This is a genomic window from Ruegeria sp. AI2 (assembly GCF_056541275.1).
On record NZ_JBQFYB010000016.1, the window covers coordinates 37,514 to 60,936 of the forward strand.

Here is a 23,423-nt window from a genome sequence, read left to right on the forward strand (position 1 = left end):
ATCGAGATATGGCGTTCAATTATTAGATACGCGAAATCAGGAGAGCCAACATGCGCGTTCAGGTCGCGATCATCGGCGGTGGACCTTCAGGTCTTTTGCTCAGCCAGTTGTTGCACCGCAAGGGCATAGACACCATCGTGTTAGAGCGCAAAACCAGGGAATATGTTCTGGGCCGCATTCGCGCTGGCATTCTGGAAACCGGTTTTGTGGAACTGATGCGCGAAGCCGGTGTGGCAGAGCGGATGGACAAGGAATGCTTTGTCCATGACGGCACAGTGATCTCGTATGGCGATATCGAATTCGGCATCAACTTTAAAAAGCTGACAGGCAGTCATGTGGTTGTTTACGGACAAACTGAAGTAACCCGTGACCTGTATGATGCGCGCGAGGCAATGGGCGGTAAGATCGTTTTCAACGCCGATGATGTTCAGATTCACGGGGCTGACAGCGATGCACCCTATGTGACGTATCAAGCGGATGGGACCGGACACCGGATTGATTGCGATTTTGTCGCCGGTTGCGACGGATTTCATGGGGTGTCGCGTCAAACCATCCCGCTGACCGTGCGCCGGGAATATGAAAAGGTTTATCCGTTTGGCTGGCTGGGCGTTTTGTCCGAAACACCCCCGGTCCATGACGAACTGATATATGCCGGATCGGAACGCGGTTTTGCGCTTTGTTCCATGCGCAATGAGAACCTCAGCCGGTACTACATTCAATGCTCGCTGTCCGACAGTGCCGATGACTGGACTGATCAAGCCTTCTGGCAGGAACTGAAACGCAGGATCCCTGCGCAATATGCTGAGACACTGATTACCGGGCCATCGGTCGAAAAATCAATTGCGGCGCTGCGGTCTTTCGTGACCGAACCAATGCGCTGGGGCCGTTTGTTCCTGTGTGGGGATGCCGCGCATATCGTGCCCCCCACAGGGGCCAAGGGGCTTAACACGGCGGCAAGCGACATCCACTATCTGCACAACGCACTGCTGCAACTCTATGAAGACCGCGACAGCGAAGGCATCGACCGCTATTCCGAAAAAGCGCTGGCCCGGATCTGGAAGGCCGAGCGGTTCAGCTGGTCCACGACCAATCTGTTGCACCGTTTTCCGGAACAGAACGGCTTTGACCTGAAAATGCAGAAGGCTGACATTGATTTCCTTCGCGAAAACAAAGAGGCGCAATCGGTGTTTGCACAAAACTATGTCGGGCTGCCCTACTGATGCAGATTGCGGCGCTGGATAACATTCACCTGCATTGGCGTGAGGATGGCGATCCAGATGGCACGCCTGTGGTGTTTGCCAACTCGCTGGGAACTGACCTGCGCCTTTGGGACAAGGTTGTGCCCTTGCTGCCCAAGGGCCTGCGCCTAATCCGGTTCGATCTGCGTGGTCACGGCCTGTCGGAATGCCCTCAGGCGCTTTACAGCATGGCTGAGCTGGCGGATGACGCCGAGGCTTTGCTTGACCATATCGGGGTTCGCGACACGGTGTTTGTCGGCCTGTCTATTGGCGGGATGATCGGTCAGGCGCTGGCTTCGCGCAGACCGGACCAGATCCGCGCCCTTGTTCTGTCCAACACCGCCACGAAAATGGGGACGGCGCAGATGTGGCGTAACCGGATGGGCGCGATCCGATCGTCCGGCATCGAGCCTGTCGCAGACGCAATTCTGGACCGTTGGTTTGCGGCGGGTTTCAGGGCAACCGATAACGTGCTGCTTTGGCGCAACATGCTGGTACGTACCCCTGTTTCTGGGTACCTGGGATGCTGCAACGCGATTGCAGATGCGGATCTTGAACCCATGACCCGGGTGCTGCGATTGCCGGTTCTGGCCATTGCCGGATCAGATGATCGCGCCTGCCCGCCCGAACTGGTCCGGCAGACCTGTGCTATGATCCCCGGGGCGCGCTATGCCGAAATACCCAACACCGGGCACCTGCCATGTGTGGAAGCCCCCGCTACCTATGCTGAAGACTTGTCCGCCTTCCTGATGGAGAACCGCAATGAGTGACAAATACGAGTCCGGTATGCGAGTGCGGCGCAGAATTCTGGGCGATGCCCATGTGGATCGCGTCGAAGACGCCAAGTCTGATTTGGACGGTCCATTTCAGACGCTTATCACCGAAGGCGCGTGGGGCACCGTCTGGGCCTCGGACGGGATCAGCGACCGTGAGAGATCCATGCTGACGCTGGCTTTGCTGGCTGCGTTGGGCAATTTCGAAGAAATCCCGATGCACATCCGCGCCACAGCCCGTACCGGCGCCAGCAAGCAGGATGTACTTGAAGCGTTTCAGCACGTCGCAATTTACGCGGGCGTGCCACGCGCCAATCAGGCCCTCAAACTGGCAAAACAGACCTATGATGAAATGGAACAGGACTGAATGGGAAACGCGTAGGAACCCCAGTCAGACAAAAAGGAAGTGTGATCCGACAATGTTGAAACAAGGTGAATTCTACCAGCGTGACCGCGAGTGGCACCCACCTGCGTTGACGCCCGACTACAAGACCAGCGTGACCCGTTCACCTCAATATTCGCTGATCTCGCTGCAAAACTCGATCAGTGAGGTCACCGGCCCGGTTTTTGGCCACAACGATGTTGACCCTCTGGATAACGACCTGATCTCGAACTATGCGCAACCCGGCGAAAGCCCGATTGGCGAGCGCATCATTCTGCACGGCAGGGTGCTGGATGAAAACGGACGTCCGGTGCCAAACACGTTGGTGGAAATCTGGCAGGCGAATGCGGGTGGGCGCTATCGACACAAGAAAGATACCTATCTGGCACCGATCGATCCCAATTTCGGTGGTTGCGGCCGCACCCTGACAGATGAAAACGGGTATTATTTCTTCCGCACCGTAAAACCCGGTGCCTACCCCTGGCGCAATTGGGTGAACAGCTGGCGTCCCGCCCATATCCACATGTCGATATTCGGAACAGGTTTTGCACAGCGCCTGATCACACAATGCTATTTCGAAGGTGACCCGTTGATCGACAGGTGTCCGATCGTGAAAACTATTCCTGATGCCGATGCGATCAGCCGCCTGATTTCGCGGCTCGATATGAATTCAACGATCCCTCTGGATACCATCGCCTATAAATTTGACGTGGTCTTGCGCGGTCGGCGCTCGACCCTGTTTGAAAACCGTTTGGAGGGGAACTGAAGATGCAACAGCTGAATTATCTGAAGGAAACCCCCTCGCAAACAGCCGGGCCTTACGTCCATATCGGTCTGGCGCCCGGGGCTGCCGGATTTGAAATCTACAGGCAGGAATTGGGCTGGGACATAGCCGGACTAAATGCCGAGGGTGAGCGTATTCGGGTCGAAGGACTGGTCGTGGACGGGGCAGGATCTCCCATCAAGGATGTTCTGCTTGAGGCTTGGCAAGCAAATGCCAAGGGCGTCTATGCCCATCCTGAGGGCGGCGGCGATGTCGAAGACGGCTTTCGCGGCTGGGGACGCGTCATCACCAACTTTGAAACCGGCGAATGGGCGTTCGACACAGTCAAACCCGGTCCGACACCGGGGCGAAACGTGGGCCAGCAGGCCCCTCATATCAACCTTTGGGTTGTTGCCCGGGGCATCAATGTCGGCCTGAATACGCGTATCTATTTCGAGGACGAGGAAGAGGCCAATAGCAAGGACCCGGTCCTTAATCTCATCGAATGGGAACGCCGCCGCGCAACGCTGCTGGCCAAACGCACCAATCGGGACGGTCAAGTTGTCTATCGCTTCGATATCAAGATACAAGGCGAAGATGAGACCGTCTTTTTTGATATCTGATTACTTGGTGCTGCCTTGCCAAGGCGGCACTTAATTCAGGAAGTCACCATGACCAAACCCTGCATCATTTGCGTGGCCATCACTGGTTCCCTGCCCACCAAAAAGAACAACCCCGCGGTGCCGATCTCGGTTGCGGAACAGGTCGAAAGCACGCAAGAGGCGTTCGAGGCCGGGGCCAGCATTGTCCACGCCCATGTTCGCAACGATGATCAGACACCCAGCAGCGACCCCGAGAAATTCGCCCTCCTCAAAGAGGGTTTGCAAAAACACTGCCCCGGAATGATTATCCAGTTCTCTACCGGTGGGCGGTCAGGCGCCGGTCAGGCAAGGGGCGGAATGCTGCCCCTGTCACCTGACATGGCTTCGCTGTCTGTTGGGTCGAACAACTTTCCCACCCGGGTTTATGAAAATCCACCCGACTTGGTGGACTGGCTATCAGCCGAGATGCAAAAATACAAAGTTACACCCGAGATCGAGGCGTTTGACCTGTCCCACATCCTGCAAGCGATCAGATTGCACAAGGAAGGCAAGCTGTATGGCAAGCTGTATGTTCAATTTGTCATGGGTGTCAAAAACGCGATGCCGGTCGACAGGGCCGTGTTCGACTTCTACGTAAAATCCATGCAGGATCGCGCACCGGATGCCGAATGGTGTGCCGCCGGGATCGGTCCAAACCAGATTGTGGTAAATGAATGGGCCATTGCTGCGGGCGGACACACGCGGACAGGTTTGGAAGACAATGTCCGGCTGGATCGGAATACACTAGCGCCTTCGAACGCTGCGCTGGTCAATCGCGTGACCGAGCTATGCGCAAAGCACGAACGTCCGGTCGCCACCTGGCAACAGGCCCGCGAGATTTTGGCTCTTTGAGCGCAGGGAGGAATGGTGCCATGACGATTGATATCCGCTCGCTTCATGTCAAAGGCCACACATAAGATGGAACAGCTTTCCACTCATCCCTGGCTCAGCGGGCTGTTTGAGGACCCACAGACCTCAGAGTTGCTGGGTGCAGAGGCTCAGCTGAGACACATGCTGGCCGTCGAGGCCGCATATTCAGAGGCTTTGGCGGCGGTCGGCACCGTACCACCAGAGGTGGCGGAAACCGCGGCAAAACTTATCCGACAACACCGTCCCGACATGCAGGCGCTGCGCGACGGGACGGCATTGGATGGCGTTGTGGTGCCCACGCTGGTGCGGTCGCTCAAAGCGGCATTGCCTGAACATTGCCACGTCGCGCTGCATACGGGGATGACGTCGCAGGATGTTGTCGACACCGCTCTGGTTTTGTCAATCAAGGACATTCTGGAGGTGTTTTCGGCCCGTCTTTCAGACCTGATAGATGCGCTTGTGGCGTTGGAACAGGCATATGGCGAACACGTGATGATGGGACGAACCCGAATGCAGGCGGCATTGCAGATTTCTGTTGCCACGCGCCTGCGAAACTGGCGGTTGCCATTGGCCGATCACCAGAAACGCCTGACCCAGTTGCAGCCCAGATTGCTTGTGCTGCAACTTGGCGGTGCCGTTGGGGATCGCACCGCGATGCACGGATCCGGACAGGTAATCGCAGATCATGTAGCCCGTGGGCTTGGCCTGGCCAGCTGCGATGCAAACTGGCATACCCGCCGGGACAATCTTGCAGAATTTGCCTCATGGCTTTCATTGATAACCGGATCGCTGGGAAAGATCGGTCAGGACGTGTCGCTCATGGCCCAGCAGGGGGTGGACGAGGTTTCTCTGGCAGGTGGCGGTGGATCTTCGGCGATGCCTCACAAGCGCAACCCGGTCCGCGCGGAACTGCTGGTCGCACTTGCTCGTTTCAACGCAACCCAACTGTCGGGCATGCATCAGGCGCTGGTGCACGAGCAAGAACGTTCCGGCGTTGTCTGGACGCTGGAATGGATGATCCTGCCCCAGATGATCCTGGCAACGGGGCAGGCTCTGATCAGCTGTGGTACGTTAGTGCAACAGATCGAACGGATAGGCATGGTGGAGTGACTGCACTGGCCTCTGAGCCCGACGTTACTCAGGTGCGACGCTGACTTGGCGTCGCAGGTTCTGTCACTTGTTTCCCATCGTGTTTCCTCCGTTTTCCCAATCACAACGACGGGCCACTTCAGTAGCGAAGGATCAGTGATGGTGCGGGCAACCTTTAGTCATCGAAGAAACGAGAACAGGCAGCGTTCCTGATCAATGTGATGGCCGAGGATCGCCCTGACGATCTGTCGCTGGCCTATTTCACAGCCAAGGAAGTCAGCCTACGTTGGACGGAACATATCGGAATTTCGTTGACGCGGATATCAGGACAGCTGCCATTTTGGAGTGCCGGAGTATGTCAGATGTCGCCGACAATATTGATGCGGCCCACGCGTTATGCAAGCGACGCAATCCCGCCACTCCACACAGCTTTGTGGTAAATAATAGGAAAAAACGTCCGTTCCCAAAGGCCAATCACTCATCAAAAGCTTGAAACTGATCTGCGGCGATTACTGTCTTTGCCCGACCTATGACGCCTTCAAATTTTGGCGCAGGCTTCCGCTCGGTTATCAGGAAGTCACTTGCCGAAAGAGCCGGAAGACGCAAGGCCGGTTTGGGTTCGGATGCCTGGAACTTGGTCGAGTCCACTGCCATGAAACATCGTTCGCTGATCGCCTTCATTGCGACCGCAATATCGACTTCGCATTGTTCGAACACCAAAAAACCCTGTTTCGGATCCACACGTGACGCCGACAGGATTGAGTACTCCACCGACATATTTGCAATAACGTCAAAGGCCGCGCGGTCGAACGCTGCCCCGTCATGATTTCGAAGCTGTGTGCCTGCCATAAAGACCCGGTTGCCGTTCCCCATGGCCAAAGTTGTTGCGATGAACGCTGAATTCGTCACCACGGTAAGATCTCTGCGCGCCTTGAGGGCTTGGGCCACAAAACCCGACGTAGATCCCGTATCGATAGCAATGGACGCGTTATCTGGCACAAGGTTCAATATTGACTTGGCAATGGCGACTTTCGCTGCGCGGTTGGTTGTCATACGCGCTATGAAAGGGGGATCCAGAACCTTTTGGGTGCTGATCAACGCGCCGTGAACCTTGTCGATTTGCCCCGCATCCACCAACGGCTTTACAATTCGACGAATTGTCTGATCGGAAACGTTAAGCCTCTGCGCCAGGTCCATGACCGAGATTCGGCCATGCATGTTAACCGCGCTCAGGATGTCCTTTTCGTATTTTGACATTCAGTCACTCGGATGTTGGACTTTAACAGGATAAATTGTAGTTACCCCCTTAAATCTACAGATTTCAACACTCTTGTTTAATTTTTGTTGATTTATATTGGCCGATACGGTGATCTGGCACCCAATTTGTCGACAGAGGCGAGGCCATGACAACCCATTCTGCAAAACACCTTATTATTGGCGGCGGCATCATCGGATGCTCAATCGCTTATCATCTGGCCCAGGCAGGTGAGACGGATGTCGTCCTTCTGGAAAAGGCATCTCTGACAGAGGGGGCAACGTGGCATGCCGCCGGGCTGGTTGGGCAATTGCGATCTTCCCGCAATACAACCCGGATGCTGAAACGGTCAGTCGCGCTCTACGACCGGCTGGCCGACGAGACCGGTATGGAATTCGACTGGAAGAAAGTCGGCAGCTTGCGGCTGGCGGCAACCAAGGAACGGTTGCTGGAGGCAAAACGCTTGGCAACGATGGCACGCAGTTTTGACCTGGAGATGGAAATCATCTCACCTGCCGAAGCGAAGGCCCTGTTTCCCTATATCGATGCCGACGGGTTAGAGGGGGCCGCCTTTATTCCCTCGGATGGCCACGTTGACCCCGCTGGCCTGTGTCTGGCGATTGCAGCCGGTGCGCGTAACCACGGCGCACAGATCAGGCAGGGGGTGAAGGTTGAGGATTTCGAAATCCGCAATGGTCGCATAACCAAAGTGATGACAACCAACGGCGACTATGAGGCGGAAACCGTTGTGCTGGCCTCGGGCATGTGGAGCCGTGAACTGGCGGCAAAACTGGGCGTCGTGGTGCCAGCCTGCGCTGTCGAGCACCAATATGTCGTAACAGAACCGTTGCCAGAGCCGGAATTGGTCAAGGGCCTGCCCACACTGCGCGACCCCGAGCGTCTGGTTTATTACAAGCCCGATGCTGGCGGGCGTCTGGTCATCGGAGGTTACGAAGACGACACATTGCCATTTGGAGAACGGGGCATTCCCGGAGAGTTTGTGCGCCAGTTGTTGCCTGACAATCTTGACCGTTTTGCGCCGCTGGCTGAACTTGCCGGTGTCGTCACCCCTGTCGTGAACCAGGTCGGAATCCGGCAAATCATCAATGGACCGATCCCCTATTCCGCCGATGGTGATTTTGTCATGGGCTGGGCCCCTGAGATCAAGAACCTGATGCTTTCGAACGGGTTCCTCTACGGCATTGCGGCTGGCGGGGGCGCGGGGGAAATGATCGCCGAATGGATTCTGAACGGGCGCCCAAGCCTGGATCTTTGGCCATTGGACGTGCGGCGGTTCAGCCCACATCATGCGACCAAGGCCTTTATGTATCCCCGAGCCGTCGAACATTACGCGCATCACTACAAGATGCGCTATCCGGGCCAGGAGGCCGAGACCGCACGTAATTTGCGCTTGTCTCCACTATATAACCGATTGAAAGAACACGGGGCGGTTTATGGATCGAAGAACGGGTGGGAACGGCCTTTGTGGTTTGCCCCAGCTGGGGTCGCCCCAGTTGATCAGCTCGATTTCCTCAATCCCGGTTGGCATGTCTTCGCGGCCGAAGAACACCGCGCTGCCCGCGAAAGTGTCGTTCTGATCGACCAGTCGAGCTTTTCCAAGTTCGAGCTGATCGGCTCTGGCGCGTTGGGTGTGTTGCAACACCTGGCGGTCTCAAACATGGACAAGCCGGATGGCAGCGTAATCTATACCCAACTTTGTAACGACAAAGGCGGCGTCGAGGCGGATGTCACCATCACCCGCCTGGGGCGCGACCATTTCTATATCGTGACCGGCGCCGGATTCGGGGTGCACGATTCCGACTGGATCCGACGTCATCTGCCGGAAGACGGATCAGCACATTTAATCGAGGTTACCTCTTCCCGCGCGGTGATCAACATCTGCGGACCAAAAGCGCGCGACGTCCTGCAGACGGTAACCGAAGAGGATATCTCAAACGCTGCGTTTCCCTTTGCAACCGCGCGCGACATTACAGTCGGAGCAGCAAGAGTGCGTGCAGTGCGCATAGGCTATACCGGCGAGTTGGGCTGGGAGCTGCACATCCCAACCGAATTTGCACTTCATGTCTATGATCAGCTTTGGAAGGCCGGGCAGGCCCATGGCATCCGCGATATCGGCTACCGGGCCATTGACTCGCTGCGCCTGGAAAAGGGGTATCTTTACTGGAGCACTGACATCACCCCGGACTATACACCTGTAGAAGCGGGCCTGGGCTCTCGCGTCCACCAGAAATCGAAGGAAAGTTTCATAGGGCGCGATGTGCTGGAGGACCAGAAATCCAATGGCACGGCACAGATACTCTATACCTTCGTGACCGAAGAAAAATTGCCGATGACCGGGGGAGAAACCATCCTGCACAATGGCGTAACCGTTTCGCGCGCCAGCAGCGGTGGTTATGGGTACCATGTCGGGAAAACGATCATCTACGGCTATCTTCCGGTGGCGATGACGGACCAGACCGAATTCGAACTCGAACTGTTCGGTGACCGCAAACAAATCTGCCGGGTGGACGGGCCTCTGTTCGACCCGGCCAATGAACGGCTAAAAGCCTGAGGGGGAGGGCAGAAAATGACTGACGGAAACACTGACCGTGTCCTGAGTGAACTTCGCAACCTGAAAGGCTTTGAGGACACCTCAGCACAAAACAGCAAAATCAAGCGGCTGGGTGGGTTGACCAATCTGGTCTACAGAGTGGAAACCTGCGGGCACACCATAATCGTCCGCATCCCCGGAGACGGAACCGCGGATTATATCGATCGTGGCGTTGAGATTCACAATGCCAAGGTCGCAGCCGAAGCTGGTATCGGTCCCGCTGTGCTTTGGGCGGATGCAGATACCGGTGTGATGATCAGTGACTGCATTGACGATATCGTCACCATGACACCCGAGCTTTTCGCAACGCGCACCGGAGCGGCCGCGCGTGCCGGACATGCCCTGCGGCAACTACACGAGTCACCCCGCCCTTTCGAGTTCCGGTTCGAACTTTTTTCGATGATCGATGAATATCTGAAAGTCCTGGCAACAAAGGATATTTCCCTGCCCGAAGGCTATACTGAAATCGTCGCCGAAGCGGCACCGATCAAACAGCTGCTGCAGGACAAGCCGGGCGCGCTGGTTCCCAGCCATTGCGATCCACTTTGCGAGAACTTTCTCGACAACGGTGACCGTATGTGGATCGTGGATTTCGAGTATTCCGGGATGAATGATGCTCTTTGGGACCTCGGCGATTTATCAGTCGAAGCCGGGCTAACCGAGAAGCAGGAAATCGAGATGCTGACGTCCTATTTTGGCGCGGCACCAACAGCGGCTCAATTCGGGCGAATGGTGATCTACAAGGCGATGTGCGATCTTCTGTGGACACTCTGGGGCTTGATCCAACATGCCGATGATAATCCGGCCGAAGATTTCTGGGCCTATGCTACGGGTCGGTTCGACAGGTGCAAAGCACTGATGTTCAATCCTGCTTTCGCGGCGCATGTTCAGGCAGTTGCGAACGAATAGTGCAGATGGATAAGTTGCATTCTCTTGATGAATGACTGGCATGTGGAAATAAAAAAATGGTTCGGACAAATGGGATTCGAACAGGTTTCACGGTAGGCTCTTTGAGGGGCCGCAACGTCCCCAAAACGTCGGTTAAAATGCTGTGCAATTCTACCTGAGGCACAGTTTCCTGCCGTGATCGAACAGATATCATAGCTGAATGCGGTCCGAGAGTTGATCTGGCGACTTCAACATACGGGTTGCGATTTTCCACGGTTGGTCTTTGCACGGGCACATTCGAAGGAACGCTAAGTGCAGAATTCCTGGCGCTTGGGCGAAACGTATATCAACGCAACAGGTACGCGGGCGTTTCTTCGCCCCTTCTTGAATGAAGACGTCAATATCACTGATTTCCTTCTGTGCGCGCGGTGAAGTAAGTCGACTGCAACAAGGTCCCTTGTCAGATCTGAGTCTGTCATAGCGGCGGGCTGATTTGGCTAGGTTCCTCACACGTGTTCGCCAAGACAACGCCTCTCATTCAGAAACTTGTAGCGACACGAAGGTCCGAACCTAATTTGCTTTTCAGGGTTAAAAACGCTTTTAGTAGAAACTTAGCCAATGATAACCGTACCGGTTATGAAGTTCGCCTAGTTAAGCGAATCGCTGTCCCCTTCGGACACAGGTACAGGATTTGCTGAAACAAGGCCTCTGAGAGCTGTCGAGCTCTACCACTAGAGAAGAAATGATGGATCAGAAAAATCACCCGTCTCAACTGGGGAAAGCAATTCGACGCCGCCGGAAAGCGCTTGGCAAAACACTTGTCGAGGTTGCGGATGAAGCTGATTTGACGACAGGATTCATATCGCAGGTTGAACGCGGCATCAGTGCCCCGTCCCTGTCTTCGCTTATGGCAATTGCTGCATCTTTGAAGACCAGCATTGAACAGCTAGTCAGCGTTCCCGAAGAGTACACCGAATACGTTCGCAAAGATAGGCGTCAAACCTATGCTTTGGGAGTCAACGGGCGGTTCTATGAAAAGTTGGGTCCGGGGTTTTCGGGCGCGCTTTTGTATCCTTGTATTGTTCATCGCCCTGCGGGTCACATGTCCGAGAAGATGTGTCACGAAGGCGAGACCTTTTGTTATCTGATTTCGGGTCAGTTGGAATATCATCTGGGTGACGAAGTCCACATCATGTCGAGCGGTGACACGATACATCACGACGCGTCCAAGCCGCATTATTCGATCGTTCTAGGAGATACCGAAGCGGTTGAATTGTGGGTGGATACGACGCCGATCAAAAATACGTCCAAGTAATCGCACCGGCTGAACCGCTTACTGAAAGTTCTCCGAATTCTATCGCGGGGTCGCACTTGAAAGTGCTGCCCCGAACGTCGTGGCGTGCCCCGAAATTCTCAATCAATGCTTCTGTGAACACAATATGCAATTTACGCATAGCTAAAAAAAGTTTTAGCAGTAATGAAATTAATATATACCACTTTCACGCGATGGAGAATCGCTTTGGGAGGAACTCATCAATGAAACGTAATTTGATGGCAGCGACTGCCGTCGTGGCCGCTGCAATGGCCCTACCTTTGTTTGCACAAGAGCGTGGTGGCATTCTGAATTTCGCCAGATATGACGGATCAAACCTGATTGACCCTATTTATGCCGATCGAAACCCTGACATCTGGATGGTTGGCAGCCTTTTCGACACGCTTTTGCGCCCCAGTGAAGATGGGAACTCTGTCATCCCAGGACTGGCCGAAGAATACAGTATCTCCGACGATGGACAGTCTGTATCGCTTGCCTTGCGCAGCGGCGTCTCGTTTTCGGATGGAACACCTCTGACCGGAGAAGACGTTGTCTTTTCGCTGGATCGCGCCCGCAATCCCGATCTGAGCCCATGGGCTGGGCTTCTCGGATCCATCGACAATGTAAGCGCGGAAGGAAACGTCATCTCGATCAGCCTGAAAGCGGCTGACCCGACAATCCTCTCTATGCTTGCCACTTTCACAACCGGCATTGTCTCCAAAGCCGTCTTTGAGGCGGCCGAAGGTTCCACTGACCAGGAAAAGTCCGCCGCAATCTTTGCAGCCAAAGGCCCCGGTGTCGGGTCCGGCCCTTTCTATCTGTGTGGATTTGAGCAGGGAACTTCCATGGAGTTCTGTGCCAACAAGAATTACTGGCGCATAGGGTCCGACGGCAAAGCGCTGCCCTACCTGGACGGTGTGCATTTCGAGATCATACCCGATGACGCAACCCGGATTCTGAAGCTTCAGGCCGGTGAGGTGGATGCCGCCGAGTTCATTCCCTTTTCACGTGTGCCGGAGCTTGAAGCAGACCAAGCGATCAACATGAACCTCTATCCGTCCACACGGATCATATATTCGCCGATCAACACGCGTGAAACCCGTGCTGACGGATCGCCTAACCCGTTGTCAGACGCTCGGGTTCGGCAGGCACTCAACTATGCCACCAACAAAGAGGCACTGATCGGGCTTGTGCTACAAGGCGCCGGCAAGCCAATGACGTCGCCTTTGATGGCGGCGGCGACCCAGCTTTCCGCGAATCTTGATCCGTTGTATGCCTACGACCTTGACAAGGCGAAAGCTCTGATCGCCGAGGCCGGCGTAGCGCCAGGAACCGAAATCACCTTTACGACTTTGGCTGGCTCTGCGGATGACAGCACAATATTTGCAGCTCTTCAGCAAATGTGGGCTCCGTTGGGGATAAACCTGTCAGTCGAACAGGTGGATGGACCGACACGTGGCGCCAAAAACCGCTCGGGTGAGTTTGACATCCACACCTATGGCTGGGTGAACGACGTAAACGACCCCAGCCAGGTCGTGGGCTGGTTGGGTCATACACCTACGGCCAATGCGGTCGGTACTGGTTGGGAAAACGCGGAATTCAACGCTCTGTTTGAAGCTTCGGCAACCGAAATCGACGCCGAAAAAAGAGCGGCCCAGTATGCTGAAATGCAGGAAATATATGCAGATGCTGCTCCCTTGCTTTTCATGTATGAGACGCCTTTTGCGGTGGCCGTTTCGACCAGCGTGGACGGATACGTTCAGACACCACTGGGAAACAACGTCTTCGATCAGGCGACCGTCAGCCGCTGATCGCTTATATGCCGCCGGCAGTACCTGCCGGCGGTTCTTTTGACGGAGGCCTTGATGGCAACCCTTCAATACACGTTCAAACGCTTGCTGTTGATGATCCCGACATTCATCCTCGTGATGATCATCATCTTTGTTCTGGTTCGTCTCCTGCCGGGGGACCCGGCCATCGCCATCGCAGGAGATCGGGCATCGGATGCGGATCTTGCTGCTATCCGCGAACGGTTGGGACTGAACGAGCCGCTTTTGGTACAGTTCTGGCTGTTTCTGACAAATACGCTGCAAGGCGATTTGGGCCGGTCAATCCTGATGCGCGCACCGGTTACTGAAGTCATCATCAACCGTCTTCCGACCACGGCTTTTCTGACGATCTATGCTGTCCTCATGTCTTTGTTGATTGCAGGACCACTGGCGTTTGTTGCAGCTCTGAACCGCGGACGGTGGCCCGACGCAGTGATCCGCACGGTCTTCCAGGTGGGGTTGTCGATGCCTGTGTTTTACATCGGTCTGATTCTGCTGACCTTTCTTGCCGCACAGCTCAGGTGGTTTCCAGTCGGCGGCTACGGCGACACCTTTGGCGACAGGCTTTATCACCTGTTCCTGCCTGCCGTAGCGGTGGCGTTATATACGTCGGCGATCATCATGCGAAATCTGCGTGCTGCCATCATCGAGGTTCTGGATGCTGAATACGTTCAGTTTGCCCGAGCCAAGGGTTTGCCTGATAGGCTGATTTTGGGACGCCATGTGCTGCGTAACGCGCTGATTTCGACCGTTACACTTTTGGGTCTGTCCATCGGCAACCTCATGAGCGGAACACTGGTTACCGAAACAGTTTTTGCCGTGCCTGGTGTCGGACGTTTGATGCTTGAGGCGATTTTCGCGCGCGACTACCCGCTTATCCAGGGATTGACGCTGACCTTTGCGGTTCTGGTCTCGGTCGTATTCCTGCTTACGGACCTGTTTCAAAGCTCGTTGGACCCGAGGATGCGATTGACATGACCAACACTGCCACTTCTCCTGTTGGGGCGGGTGAGCCGCCAAGGACGCGCATGCCAGCGGCGCTGCGAAAACCGGGTTTCATAATAGGCCTTTGCATCATTGGAATGTCGACTTTGCTTGCGATCATGCCAAATGCTTTCGCCCCCTATGATCCCAATTTCATTGATTACACCGCGGTTCGCCAGCCACCAAGCTGGGCCCATCCCTTCGGCACCGACCTGCTGGGGCGCGACAGTCTGAGCCGCGTTATTTCAGCCTATTCGGTAAACATGCAGATGGCAGTCCTTGCCACAGTCTTTGCCCTGATCATTGGCGTCGTGGTTGGCGCGCTTGTCGGCTACTACCGCGGAATTGCCGATATGATCTTCGGGCGTGTCGTAGACGCGATCATCACGTTCCCATTTCTGGTTCTTGTTATCGCGGTCGTCGCCGTGCTTGGGCCGGGTTTGGTCAATATGTACATTGCGATAACGGTTGTTGGTTGGGTCTACTATGCCCGGTTAATGCGGGCCGAGGTCATCGCACAGATGGGAAACGACTATGCTGCTGCTGGCATCGTCATGGGATACTCTGACAGGCGCATTATCTTTCGCCACCTTCTGCCGAACGCGATCACGCCGGTTATCGTTTACTGGATGACGGACATGGCACTGGCAATTCTGCTGGGTTCGTCGCTGGGTTATCTGGGTCTTGGCGCACAGCCACCGCAGGCGGAATGGGGTGTCCTGATCGCGGAAGGACGCAATTTTATCACAACGGCCTGGTGGTTGAGCCTGATGCCCGGCATCGCGATCGTTATCACAGGTCTTGGATTTTCCCTTATTGGCGATGGGTTAGCAGACCTGCTCAGGCCACGTGGGTAAGGAGTTGACAATGACAGGCAATCAGCAACCTATCCTCGAAGTCAAAAACCTGAGTACAACCTTCTGGAAGGAAGGAACCCCTCTGCCAGCTGTGCGAGACGTAAGTTTTTCCGTTCGACGTGGCGAAGTGCTGGGATTGGTCGGTGAAAGCGGTTCTGGCAAGAGTGTCACTTTGCGTTCGGTTCTGGGACTGTCGCGGCGCTATGGTGAAGTCACAGGAGTTGTGAATTGGCAGGGGCAAAACCTTGTTCCGCTTTCCGAACGAAAACTGAGGCGCATTCGCGGTGGCGAAATTGCGATGATCTTTCAAGAGCCGATGACATCGCTTAACCCGTTGTTGACGGTTGGCATGCAGCTGACCGAGACGTTGAAAGCGCATACCGACCTCAATCGCGCAGCGCGCCGTGATCGGGCGGTTGAGATGCTGGATCATGTAGGGATTCCATCTGCTGCGTCACGTTTGGACGAATACCCACATCAGTTTTCTGGTGGTATGCGGCAGCGCGTTATGATCGCGATTGCTCTGGCAGCAAATCCGAAACTGTTGCTTGCCGATGAACCAACCACCGCATTGGACGTAACAATTCAGGCACAGATTCTTGATCTGATCCTGTCCTTAGCCGATGAGCTTCAAATGGGCGTGGTTCTTGTCACGCATGATTTAGGTGTGGTCGCTCAGACCTGTGAATCCTTGGCGGTCATGTATGCCGGGCGGGTGGTTGAACAGGGGGCTGTGCGTCAGGTTTTGAATGCACCACGCCACCCTTATACCGTAGGGCTGATGCGGTCTGTCCCTCAGAATGTGCCGCCGCGTACACCACTCTATTCGGTGCCGGGCACGCCTCCGAGTCTTGTGAAGTTGCCGGTCGGATGCGCCTTTGCCCCACGGTGTCAGAGCACCATCGACGCGTGCCTGAACGCGCGTCCGCCGTTGTCGGCGATATCCGAAGGCCGTCATGTGGCGTGCTTCAATCATGTGCCCGCAGCTCAGGGAGACGTCGCATGACAGATACGGTCATGGAGATAAATGATGTGGGTCTTCAATTTCATTTGTCACGGTCGGTTCTTGACCTGATCAGCCAGCGACCCGGGCGGGTTGTCAACGCGCTGAACGGTGTTAGCCTCGAGCTCAAGCGAGGAGAAACACTGGGAGTTGTCGGTGAGTCCGGCTGCGGTAAGTCCACACTTGCACGTTGCATAGTTAGGCTCCACCAGCCTCAGACCGGCAGTATCCGTTTCACTGGAAAAGATATCTTTGACCCGAAATATCGTAACGAGCGCGATTATAATCGTCGCGTTCAGATGATGTTTCAGGATCCTTATTCGTCCCTGAACCCCCGCATGACGACTGGTCAGATTCTGTCCGAGGCTCTTAGTGTTCACAAGATGCGCCCCGAGAGTGAAATCCCCTCGCGTGTTATGGAACTGTTGGATCTGGTACGCCTGCCACAGGACGCCGCAAACAAATTACCGCACGAGTTTTCGGGGGGTCAGAGGCAACGAATTGCGATCGCTCGCGCACTGGCAGTCGAGCCGGAAGTTTTGATTGCCGACGAACTGGTTTCCGCGCTGGACGTTTCAGTACAGGCACAAGTGGTCAATCTTCTGCTTGAATTGCAGGACAAACTGAACCTCACAATTCTGTTCGTCGCACACGACTTGCGACTTGTACGTCACGTCTCGAACCGGGTGGCTGTGATTTATCTGGGCCGGATTGTGGAGATCGGCGACAGTGAAACCTTGTTCTCCGATCCCTCACATCCTTACTCCCAAGCTCTGCTCAGCGCCGCGCCTTCGCTTGATCCGGATGACAAGGGGAACGTCATTCGACTGGAAGGTGAATTGCCATCACCTATGAACGTACCGCCCGGATGCCCGTTCCACGTGCGCTGTCGCTTTGCCACAAGCCTGTGTCAGCGCGACGTTCCCGCACTCAGACAATTTGGGGGTTTTGGAGAAGTCGCCTGCCACCACGCGGAAGAGATCAAAGCAAATGCTGGATAGGTTTCACTTATGTCCGAGCGAGAGAATTTCGCTGTTCCGTGACCAACTGATTGTGCAGGACCTGGATGCCTTTGTACTACCGCGATTTGATGCTCATCAAGGTGAATACGTCGCACCGCATGACGAACGTCTGGCGTATCTGACCGGGTTCACCGGATCTGCCGGACTTGCTTTTGTAACACCCGAGATCGTCGCTCTTTTTGTCGATGGTCGATACAGCTTGCAGGCTGCGCAAGAGTGCAAAGGCGCGTTGTTCTCTCATCACCACCTTCATGGCGAGACGCCCGAAAAGTGGCTGAGAAAAGAAATGCGTATTGGTTGGCGGCTCGGATTTGACCCGATGCACATACCCCCGTCGTGGTTTGACCGGTTTGACGCAGCTTGCAAGGAAGTGGGCGCAACGATGGTGCCGCAACAAGTCAATCCAGTCGACGCGGTTTGGACAGATCAACCAGCACCACCCTGCGGTCGTGTGACAGTATTACCGTCGCAAATCGCCGGGAAAAACTGTACTGAAAAATGTACTAATCTGGCAAACTATCTGGTTGAGCGACAGGCCGACTTTGTCGTCGAAACACAACCTGACAATATCGCCTGGTTACTGAACATCCGCGGGGCGGATGTTAACTATAATCCGGTAGTTAATTCCTTTCTTCTCGCACATCGCGATGGGGCGCTGGTTTGGTTTGTCGATCCGAAAAAGCTGGATGATTTCGTAGAGGGGGCACTGCCTTCTAATCTTCAGATAGTTCCTCAGGCTGAGTTTTTACCCACGCTCAAGGCCAGCTTTAAGCCAGGTCAGTTTGTTTTGGCTGATCCGGATTTCTCACCTGTCGCGGTAAGGCAAACCATTGAAGAAGCCGGCGCAAAGTTTGGTTCTGAACGCAGTGTGATTACCCTGACTAAGGCATTGAAAAACACGATTGAACTGGAGGGTCTTCGAACCTGCCATTTCATCGATGGAATTGCGTGGGCAGAATTTGGGGCCTGGCTTGCAGACACTGTTCCCGTTCGCGCCGAAAGCGGTGACCCCCTGACCGAGCGTGAAGCAGAGCAAAAACTGAGGGCGCTGCGCTGCGCACAACAAGGTTTCCTTGATGACAGTTTTCACGCGATCTCAGCAGCAGGCGTGAACGCGGCGATGTGCCACTATAGCGCAACCGCGGATCGGAATGATCCTATCCGACCGGATCAAACCTATCTTATGGACAGCGGCGGACAATACGAGACTGGCACAACCGACACCACCCGGTGCTACGCTTTTGGATCACGACCGGAAGGGTTTGATGAGGCATACACGGCAGTCTTCAAGGCCTTCCATGCCTTGGCCACCTTACGGTTCCCACCTGGTACCCAAGGGCACCATATCGACGGGATCTGTCGTCGCCCGTTGTGGGACCTCGGGCTGGACTATGACCATGGGACCGGTCACGGCATCGGCCATCGACTGTCAGTGCACGAACACCCGCAGAGAATAGGAAAACCCTATAACCCGATTGATTTGGAACCGGGCATGGTCATGTCGATTGAACCGGGGTTTTACAAGGCCGCCAGCTTCGGCATCCGCATAGAAAACGTCTTTGAGGTCGTCACAGAAGACAACGGTTTCCTCGCCTTCCGCAATATGACTTTTGTGCCAATTCAGACTGACATGCTGATTGTAGAAAACCTGACTCAGGCCGAACGGCACTGGTTAAATCAATATCATCGTCAAATCAGACAGATGCTTTCACCGCGATTGAGTGAGCCTGCAAAGGGGTGGCTGACAAAAGTGACGACTGCAATCTGAAACACGAACCGAACTATTGTCCGGGCTGTATACTGCTGTGCCGCGAAACGAATGGCAGCGTTTCCAACTGTCAGAATACCAAACCAATGACGGTTCGCGTGTGGCGCAAGAACAATAAGATCTGCCGAGATCGCCGAAGCGGGTGGTTTTGGTCACAATAAAGGTTGGTAAGGATGCCAGATTTATCAGAATATCGCCGGTTGGCCCGTGAAATCTCTGTCGATGCCGTGGCATTGGTGCCGGGTCCGAATTTCGACCGAGCCATGGGCAAGTCTTTCATGACCAACGAACGCCCCATCGTGGTTGTGATCCCCGCATCAGGAGAACCCGCTGCCATTGTTCCAAATCTGGAACTTGGCTCGTGGGATCAATTAAGGTTCGAAGGAGCGGTATTCGATTGGCGGGATGAGGCGGGTTACAAAGGGGCTTTCACCGCTTTGGCGAACCACCTGAGCATCGCGTCCCTTGCAGTTGAAGGACAGGTCATGCGTGTTTTTGTATGTGACGCGCTGACCGAAGCTATGCCTGGGTTACAAATAACTGATGCGGAACACCAAATCTCGAACCTGCGACTGATCAAGTCCAGCAAGGATGTGGCCTCCATGCAAGCTGCGATCACCATCTCGGAACGTGCGCTTGAGCGGGTTATCGGAACGGTACACGCAGGTCAGACCGAGAAACAGATCGAACAGGATTTGATCCAGGCAATGTTTGCCGAAGGCGCCGATTCACTGGCCTTTACACCGATTGTGGTCGCTGCCGACAACTCGGCCCGACCACATGGGAAAGCGCGTATGGATTATCGGATTAAAACCGGCGATGCGCTGCTCTTTGACTTTGGCGCGCGCAAGGATGGATTTGTCGCGGATATCACGCGAACCTTTTTCGTTGGCGAAGTCTCAGATGAGGGCAAGGCCGTCTACGAAACTGTATTGCGAGCAAATCAGATGGGTCTGAACGTGTGTCGCCCCGGTGTGACGGCCCATGATATCGATGATGCAGTCATCGGCGTTCTTGAAGCGTCCCCTTTCGCCAATCGCATCCGCACCAAGACAGGCCACGGATTGGGTCGGGATGTGCACGAGGCTCCATATATCATGCGCGGAAACAACCAGGTAATGCGCGCAGGCATGGTCTGGACCAACGAACCGGGTCTGTATGACCTGGGCAATTTCGGTGTCCGTATTGAAGATGACGTCTTGGTCACAGAAGACGGGTGCCAATCACTGACCAGTTTCCCGAAAGAGCTTATTGTCCTGGGGGCGGAACGTCGATAACCGGGCTGTCCCAGCCACACGGTTGGGGTCAGTGAATGGCAGCCAACATGATGCGGGTTGGATATGTCGCAAAGCACTGATTGTGAGGCATTGTCTTGGCAATCGCAGGGCACGGGTTCCCCTTCTACCACGTCTTATCAAGTACAGGAAGTTGGGCTATTGTACCTAGCATTACGCCTACACATGACGCGTCTAAAGCGCTGGCAACCGGTTTCATATGGATGTTGCGAATTACAGGCAAAAAGACGCGTTGACCACAAACCTGAAAGGTGACCCATGTCTTTCTCAAGCCGTTCTTCAATTTCGCGACGCCGCTTCCTTGCCACGACAACCGCTGGTGCGGCGGCAATTACCCTGCACCCGTTTTCGGTGGCAGCGGCCGGTAATCAGGCGCATCTGCGCATCATGGAAACCACCGATATCCATGTCCATGTGTTTCCTTATGATTACTATGCGGACAAACCCCGCGACACGGTGGGCCTGTCCCGCACAGCGTCGATCATCAACGAAATCCGATCTGAGGCGACAAACTCGATCTTGGTGGACAACGGCGATTTTCTGCAAGGCAATCCGATGGGCGACTACATCGCTTACGAGCGGGGCATGAAGGACGGCGACAGCCATCCCATCATCACGGCCTTCAATACGGTCGGGTATGATGCCGCGACGCTGGGCAATCACGAGTTCAACTACGGTCTGGAGTTCTTGGACAAGGCTTTGGCTGGTGCCGAGTTCCCTGTTGTTCTGGCTAACGTTGCCAAGGAAAAAGGTGCAAACCCGCGTGACGACAAGACCCTTGTTCAGGCCTATGCCATTCTCGACCGCGAAATCGAGATGGGCGACGGCACCAAACATCCGATCAGGATCGGTGTCATCGGCTTTACCCCGCCACAAATCGTGAACTGGGACCGCAGGCACCTGGAGGGCAATGTTCAGGCCCGCGATATCGTCGAGACGGCTCAGGCCTATGTACCCGAGATGAAGGAACAGGGATGTGACCTGATCATCGCCCTGTCGCATTCGGGGATCGGGGGGGCCGATCATGAGGACGGCATGGAAAACGCATCGGTGGTTCTGGCAGGGGTCGACGGGATCGACGCGCTGGTCACCGGCCACAATCACCTGGTTTTCCCGTCACCGACATTTGCTGACCGCCCCGGGATCGATGTGGAAAAAGGCACGCTGATGGGCAAACCTGCCGTCATGGGCGGTTTCTGGGGGTCGCATCTTGGCCTGTTGGACCTGCTTTTGGAACGGGACGGCAATGAATGGCGCGTCGTTACCACAACTTCCGAGGCGCGACCGATATCCAAACGTAACGAAGATCGCTCGATCACCGCTCTGGTCGAAGATGATCTGAAGGTTCTGGAATCGGTTGCGAAAGCTCATGACGAAACACTGGCCTATGTTCGGCGCGCGGTCGGCAAGACCTCGGCCCCGCTGCACAGCTATTTCGCGTTGGTCGCGGATGATCCGTCCGTGCAGATCGTCTCGATCGCGCAGAAATGGTATGTCGAAGACATGCTGAAAGGCACCGAGCATGAAGGGCTGCCAATCCTGTCTGCGGCAGCACCGTTCAAGGCTGGTGGCCGAGGGGGTCCGGAGTATTACACCGATGTCCCGGTCGGGGACGTTGCCATCAAGAACGTGGCCGATCTGTACCTCTATCCAAACACGGTCCGCGCTGTTCGCGTGAGCGGGGCGCAGGTGCGTGGCTGGCTGGAACGCTCGGCCGGTATGTTCAATCAGGTCGAAGCTGGGTCCAAGGATGCGATCCTTCTGAACCCCGAGTTCCCGTCGTACAATTTCGACGTGATGGACGGTGTGACCTATCAGATCGACCTGTCGCAACCGTCGCGCTTTGGACCAAAGGGCGAAGAGGTGAACCCCGACGCAGCACGGATCGTGAACCTTGCCTTCAATGGCGCGCCTGTTACGGATGACATGGAGTTCATCATTGCCACCAACAATTACCGTGCATCCGGTGGTGGCGCGTTCCCGGGCGCAATGGGCGACACGATCGTGTTCGAAGCACCGGACACCAACCGCGACGTCATTGTGCGCTACATTGTCGAACAGGGCACAATCGATCCCAAAGCGGATGCCAACTGGTCGTTTTCACCGTTGGCGGACACCACGGTGTTGTTCGAGACGGGTCCAAAAGCCCGCGACTATATGGGCGACGTCAAAGGTGTGGCAATCGAGGACGCCGGGGAAGGCGCCGACGGTTTCGCAGCCTTCCGCATTAAGCTCTGATCCGAAAGAAATGTCGCAACGATAACCTGACCCGCCACCTTGGTAACTCGGTGGCGGGTTTGCGCTGAACACCCGTACAGCTCGAAGGCATCTGCCCCTGCAGAGTCAGATGCTACATTTTCAATTGGCGTTCCCGACAAGCGTCGTGGCGGCAGGTCATAGAACTTAGCGAACCGTTGGATCGCCAACTGAACTTCTGCGCTCCCAGTTCTGTCAAAGAAGCTGAAAGGGTGAAGGCAGAGGCAAGTTGGTGAAATCTGTATTCAAAGATCTCGCGGCAAAGGGAGATTGAATACCCTATGGCAGGTAAAAAGTAGTCGCCTGCTGAACGGCATCTTGTTTCTCAGTTTTTTGCAAAGGCGACGGGCTGCGATCTGTAAAGCACAGCAACAAAAGGTCTTTCAGCTTCTGAATTACATTCGATACCATGAAAGACTCCGCTCTGTTGATTTTGAGTTCCTGTAATCCAGTCAGTTTGTTCAGTCTCATTTGTACGAGAGGCCGAATTGAAGATTTTGCCTTTCCCGTTACTTTCGTCAGCGTTTGAAGCCTGAGTGCAGTTGGATATTACAACGCCATGGGCCAAATCCAAATTCTATTGTACG

General features: G+C 55.1%; 19 protein-coding genes. 18 read left to right on the forward strand and 1 reads right to left on the reverse strand.

The window, feature by feature from the left end:
- The first annotated feature begins 50 nt into the window (after positions 1-50).
- The 7 genes from pobA (at position 51) to ACR0LL_RS18865 (ending at position 5,777) form a co-directional block, all read left to right on the forward strand.
- On the forward strand, positions 51-1,220 hold the full coding sequence (pobA, locus tag ACR0LL_RS18835) for a 4-hydroxybenzoate 3-monooxygenase (protein ID WP_480588721.1): 1,170 nt from the start codon (positions 51-53) through the stop codon (positions 1,218-1,220).
- Complete coding sequence (pcaD, locus tag ACR0LL_RS18840; RefSeq protein ID WP_480488805.1) at positions 1,220-2,008, forward strand: 3-oxoadipate enol-lactonase; 789 nt, start codon at positions 1,220-1,222, stop codon at positions 2,006-2,008. The genes pobA and pcaD overlap by 1 nt, the downstream gene beginning before the upstream one ends.
- Positions 2,001-2,378, forward strand: a complete 378-nt coding sequence (pcaC, locus tag ACR0LL_RS18845; protein WP_480588722.1) for a 4-carboxymuconolactone decarboxylase — start codon at positions 2,001-2,003, stop codon at positions 2,376-2,378. Before pcaD ends, pcaC begins: the two co-directional genes overlap by 8 nt.
- 52 nt (positions 2,379-2,430) lie before the next feature.
- Positions 2,431-3,159 (forward strand): protocatechuate 3,4-dioxygenase subunit beta, encoded by a 729-nt coding sequence (gene pcaH, locus ACR0LL_RS18850; RefSeq protein WP_480560454.1) that lies wholly within the window; start codon positions 2,431-2,433, stop codon positions 3,157-3,159.
- A 2-nt stretch (positions 3,160-3,161) separates the two neighbouring features.
- Positions 3,162-3,779 (forward strand): protocatechuate 3,4-dioxygenase subunit alpha, encoded by a 618-nt coding sequence (gene pcaG / locus ACR0LL_RS18855; protein WP_480588723.1) that lies wholly within the window; start codon positions 3,162-3,164, stop codon positions 3,777-3,779.
- A 48-nt stretch (positions 3,780-3,827) separates the two neighbouring features.
- Positions 3,828-4,649, forward strand: a complete 822-nt coding sequence (locus tag ACR0LL_RS18860) for a 3-oxoadipate:acetyl-CoA acetyltransferase (protein WP_480488797.1) — start codon at positions 3,828-3,830, stop codon at positions 4,647-4,649.
- A gap of 66 nt (positions 4,650-4,715) precedes the next feature.
- Positions 4,716-5,777 carry a 3-carboxy-cis,cis-muconate cycloisomerase gene (locus tag ACR0LL_RS18865; RefSeq protein ID WP_480588724.1) on the forward strand — a complete coding sequence of 354 codons (1,062 nt, stop codon included), beginning with the start codon at positions 4,716-4,718 and terminating at the stop codon, positions 5,775-5,777.
- Between the two features lie 453 nt (positions 5,778-6,230).
- Here ACR0LL_RS18865 and ACR0LL_RS18870 read toward each other — a convergent pair whose 3' ends face one another.
- A complete protein-coding gene (locus tag ACR0LL_RS18870; RefSeq protein ID WP_480488793.1) occupies positions 6,231-7,013 on the reverse strand; it encodes a DeoR/GlpR family DNA-binding transcription regulator in 783 nt (260 codons plus the stop codon).
- Between the two features lie 146 nt (positions 7,014-7,159).
- On the opposite strand from ACR0LL_RS18870, the gene ACR0LL_RS18875 reads away from it, so the two are divergent.
- The 11 genes from ACR0LL_RS18875 to ACR0LL_RS18925 all read left to right on the forward strand — a co-directional run bounded on the left by ACR0LL_RS18875 (position 7,160) and on the right by ACR0LL_RS18925 (position 22,818).
- On the forward strand, positions 7,160-9,583 hold the full coding sequence (locus ACR0LL_RS18875; protein WP_480588725.1) for a GcvT family protein: 2,424 nt from the start codon (positions 7,160-7,162) through the stop codon (positions 9,581-9,583).
- Positions 9,584-9,598: 15 nt separating this feature from the next.
- A complete protein-coding gene (locus ACR0LL_RS18880; RefSeq protein ID WP_480588726.1) occupies positions 9,599-10,531 on the forward strand; it encodes a phosphotransferase in 933 nt (310 codons plus the stop codon).
- Positions 10,532-11,255: 724 nt separating this feature from the next.
- A complete protein-coding gene (locus ACR0LL_RS18885; RefSeq protein ID WP_480477671.1) occupies positions 11,256-11,825 on the forward strand; it encodes a helix-turn-helix domain-containing protein in 570 nt (189 codons plus the stop codon).
- Between the two features lie 221 nt (positions 11,826-12,046).
- Positions 12,047-13,633 carry an ABC transporter substrate-binding protein gene (locus ACR0LL_RS18890; protein WP_480588727.1) on the forward strand — a complete coding sequence of 529 codons (1,587 nt, stop codon included), beginning with the start codon at positions 12,047-12,049 and terminating at the stop codon, positions 13,631-13,633.
- A gap of 54 nt (positions 13,634-13,687) precedes the next feature.
- Entirely contained in the window at positions 13,688-14,629 is a 942-nt protein-coding gene (locus tag ACR0LL_RS18895) for an ABC transporter permease (protein ID WP_480484621.1), read from the forward strand.
- Between the two features lie 125 nt (positions 14,630-14,754).
- Positions 14,755-15,492 (forward strand): ABC transporter permease, encoded by a 738-nt coding sequence (locus ACR0LL_RS18900; RefSeq protein WP_480588728.1) that lies wholly within the window; start codon positions 14,755-14,757, stop codon positions 15,490-15,492.
- 10 nt (positions 15,493-15,502) lie between these two features.
- A complete protein-coding gene (locus ACR0LL_RS18905; RefSeq protein ID WP_480588729.1) occupies positions 15,503-16,498 on the forward strand; it encodes an ABC transporter ATP-binding protein in 996 nt (331 codons plus the stop codon).
- On the forward strand, positions 16,495-17,496 hold the full coding sequence (locus tag ACR0LL_RS18910) for an ABC transporter ATP-binding protein (protein ID WP_480588730.1): 1,002 nt from the start codon (positions 16,495-16,497) through the stop codon (positions 17,494-17,496). Before ACR0LL_RS18905 ends, ACR0LL_RS18910 begins: the two co-directional genes overlap by 4 nt.
- On the forward strand, positions 17,486-19,285 hold the full coding sequence (locus ACR0LL_RS18915) for an aminopeptidase P family protein (RefSeq protein ID WP_480588731.1): 1,800 nt from the start codon (positions 17,486-17,488) through the stop codon (positions 19,283-19,285). Before ACR0LL_RS18910 ends, ACR0LL_RS18915 begins: the two co-directional genes overlap by 11 nt.
- Positions 19,286-19,458: 173 nt before the next feature.
- A complete protein-coding gene (locus ACR0LL_RS18920; protein WP_480588732.1) occupies positions 19,459-20,562 on the forward strand; it encodes a M24 family metallopeptidase in 1,104 nt (367 codons plus the stop codon).
- A 276-nt stretch (positions 20,563-20,838) separates the two neighbouring features.
- Entirely contained in the window at positions 20,839-22,818 is a 1,980-nt protein-coding gene (locus ACR0LL_RS18925; protein ID WP_480588733.1) for a bifunctional 2',3'-cyclic-nucleotide 2'-phosphodiesterase/3'-nucleotidase, read from the forward strand.
- Positions 22,819-23,423 lie beyond the last annotated feature (605 nt).

Bases quoted from the DNA above. Each gene is read 5' to 3' on its own strand.
- ACR0LL_RS18865 (WP_480588724.1), top strand. From the start codon at position 4,716: ATGGAACAGCTTTCCACTCATCCCTGGCTCAGCGGGCTGTTTGAGGAC.
- ACR0LL_RS18885 (WP_480477671.1), top strand. From the start codon at position 11,256: ATGGATCAGAAAAATCACCCGTCTCAACTGGGGAAAGCAATTCGACGC.
- ACR0LL_RS18890 (WP_480588727.1), top strand. From the start codon at position 12,047: ATGAAACGTAATTTGATGGCAGCGACTGCCGTCGTGGCCGCTGCAATG.
- ACR0LL_RS18920 (WP_480588732.1), top strand. From the start codon at position 19,459: ATGCCAGATTTATCAGAATATCGCCGGTTGGCCCGTGAAATCTCTGTC.
- ACR0LL_RS18900 (WP_480588728.1), top strand. From the start codon at position 14,755: ATGCCAAATGCTTTCGCCCCCTATGATCCCAATTTCATTGATTACACC.
- ACR0LL_RS18870 (WP_480488793.1), bottom strand. From the start codon at position 7,013: ATGTCAAAATACGAAAAGGACATCCTGAGCGCGGTTAACATGCATGGC.
- pcaD (WP_480488805.1), top strand. From the start codon at position 1,220: ATGCAGATTGCGGCGCTGGATAACATTCACCTGCATTGGCGTGAGGAT.
- ACR0LL_RS18895 (WP_480484621.1), top strand. From the start codon at position 13,688: ATGGCAACCCTTCAATACACGTTCAAACGCTTGCTGTTGATGATCCCG.
- ACR0LL_RS18880 (WP_480588726.1), top strand. From the start codon at position 9,599: ATGACTGACGGAAACACTGACCGTGTCCTGAGTGAACTTCGCAACCTG.
- ACR0LL_RS18925 (WP_480588733.1), top strand. From the start codon at position 20,839: ATGTCTTTCTCAAGCCGTTCTTCAATTTCGCGACGCCGCTTCCTTGCC.
- pcaC (WP_480588722.1), top strand. From the start codon at position 2,001: ATGAGTGACAAATACGAGTCCGGTATGCGAGTGCGGCGCAGAATTCTG.
- ACR0LL_RS18875 (WP_480588725.1), top strand. From the start codon at position 7,160: ATGACAACCCATTCTGCAAAACACCTTATTATTGGCGGCGGCATCATC.
- ACR0LL_RS18915 (WP_480588731.1), top strand. From the start codon at position 17,486: ATGCTGGATAGGTTTCACTTATGTCCGAGCGAGAGAATTTCGCTGTTC.
- pcaG (WP_480588723.1), top strand. From the start codon at position 3,162: ATGCAACAGCTGAATTATCTGAAGGAAACCCCCTCGCAAACAGCCGGG.
- pobA (WP_480588721.1), top strand. From the start codon at position 51: ATGCGCGTTCAGGTCGCGATCATCGGCGGTGGACCTTCAGGTCTTTTG.
- pcaH (WP_480560454.1), top strand. From the start codon at position 2,431: ATGTTGAAACAAGGTGAATTCTACCAGCGTGACCGCGAGTGGCACCCA.
- ACR0LL_RS18905 (WP_480588729.1), top strand. From the start codon at position 15,503: ATGACAGGCAATCAGCAACCTATCCTCGAAGTCAAAAACCTGAGTACA.
- ACR0LL_RS18910 (WP_480588730.1), top strand. From the start codon at position 16,495: ATGACAGATACGGTCATGGAGATAAATGATGTGGGTCTTCAATTTCAT.
- ACR0LL_RS18860 (WP_480488797.1), top strand. From the start codon at position 3,828: ATGACCAAACCCTGCATCATTTGCGTGGCCATCACTGGTTCCCTGCCC.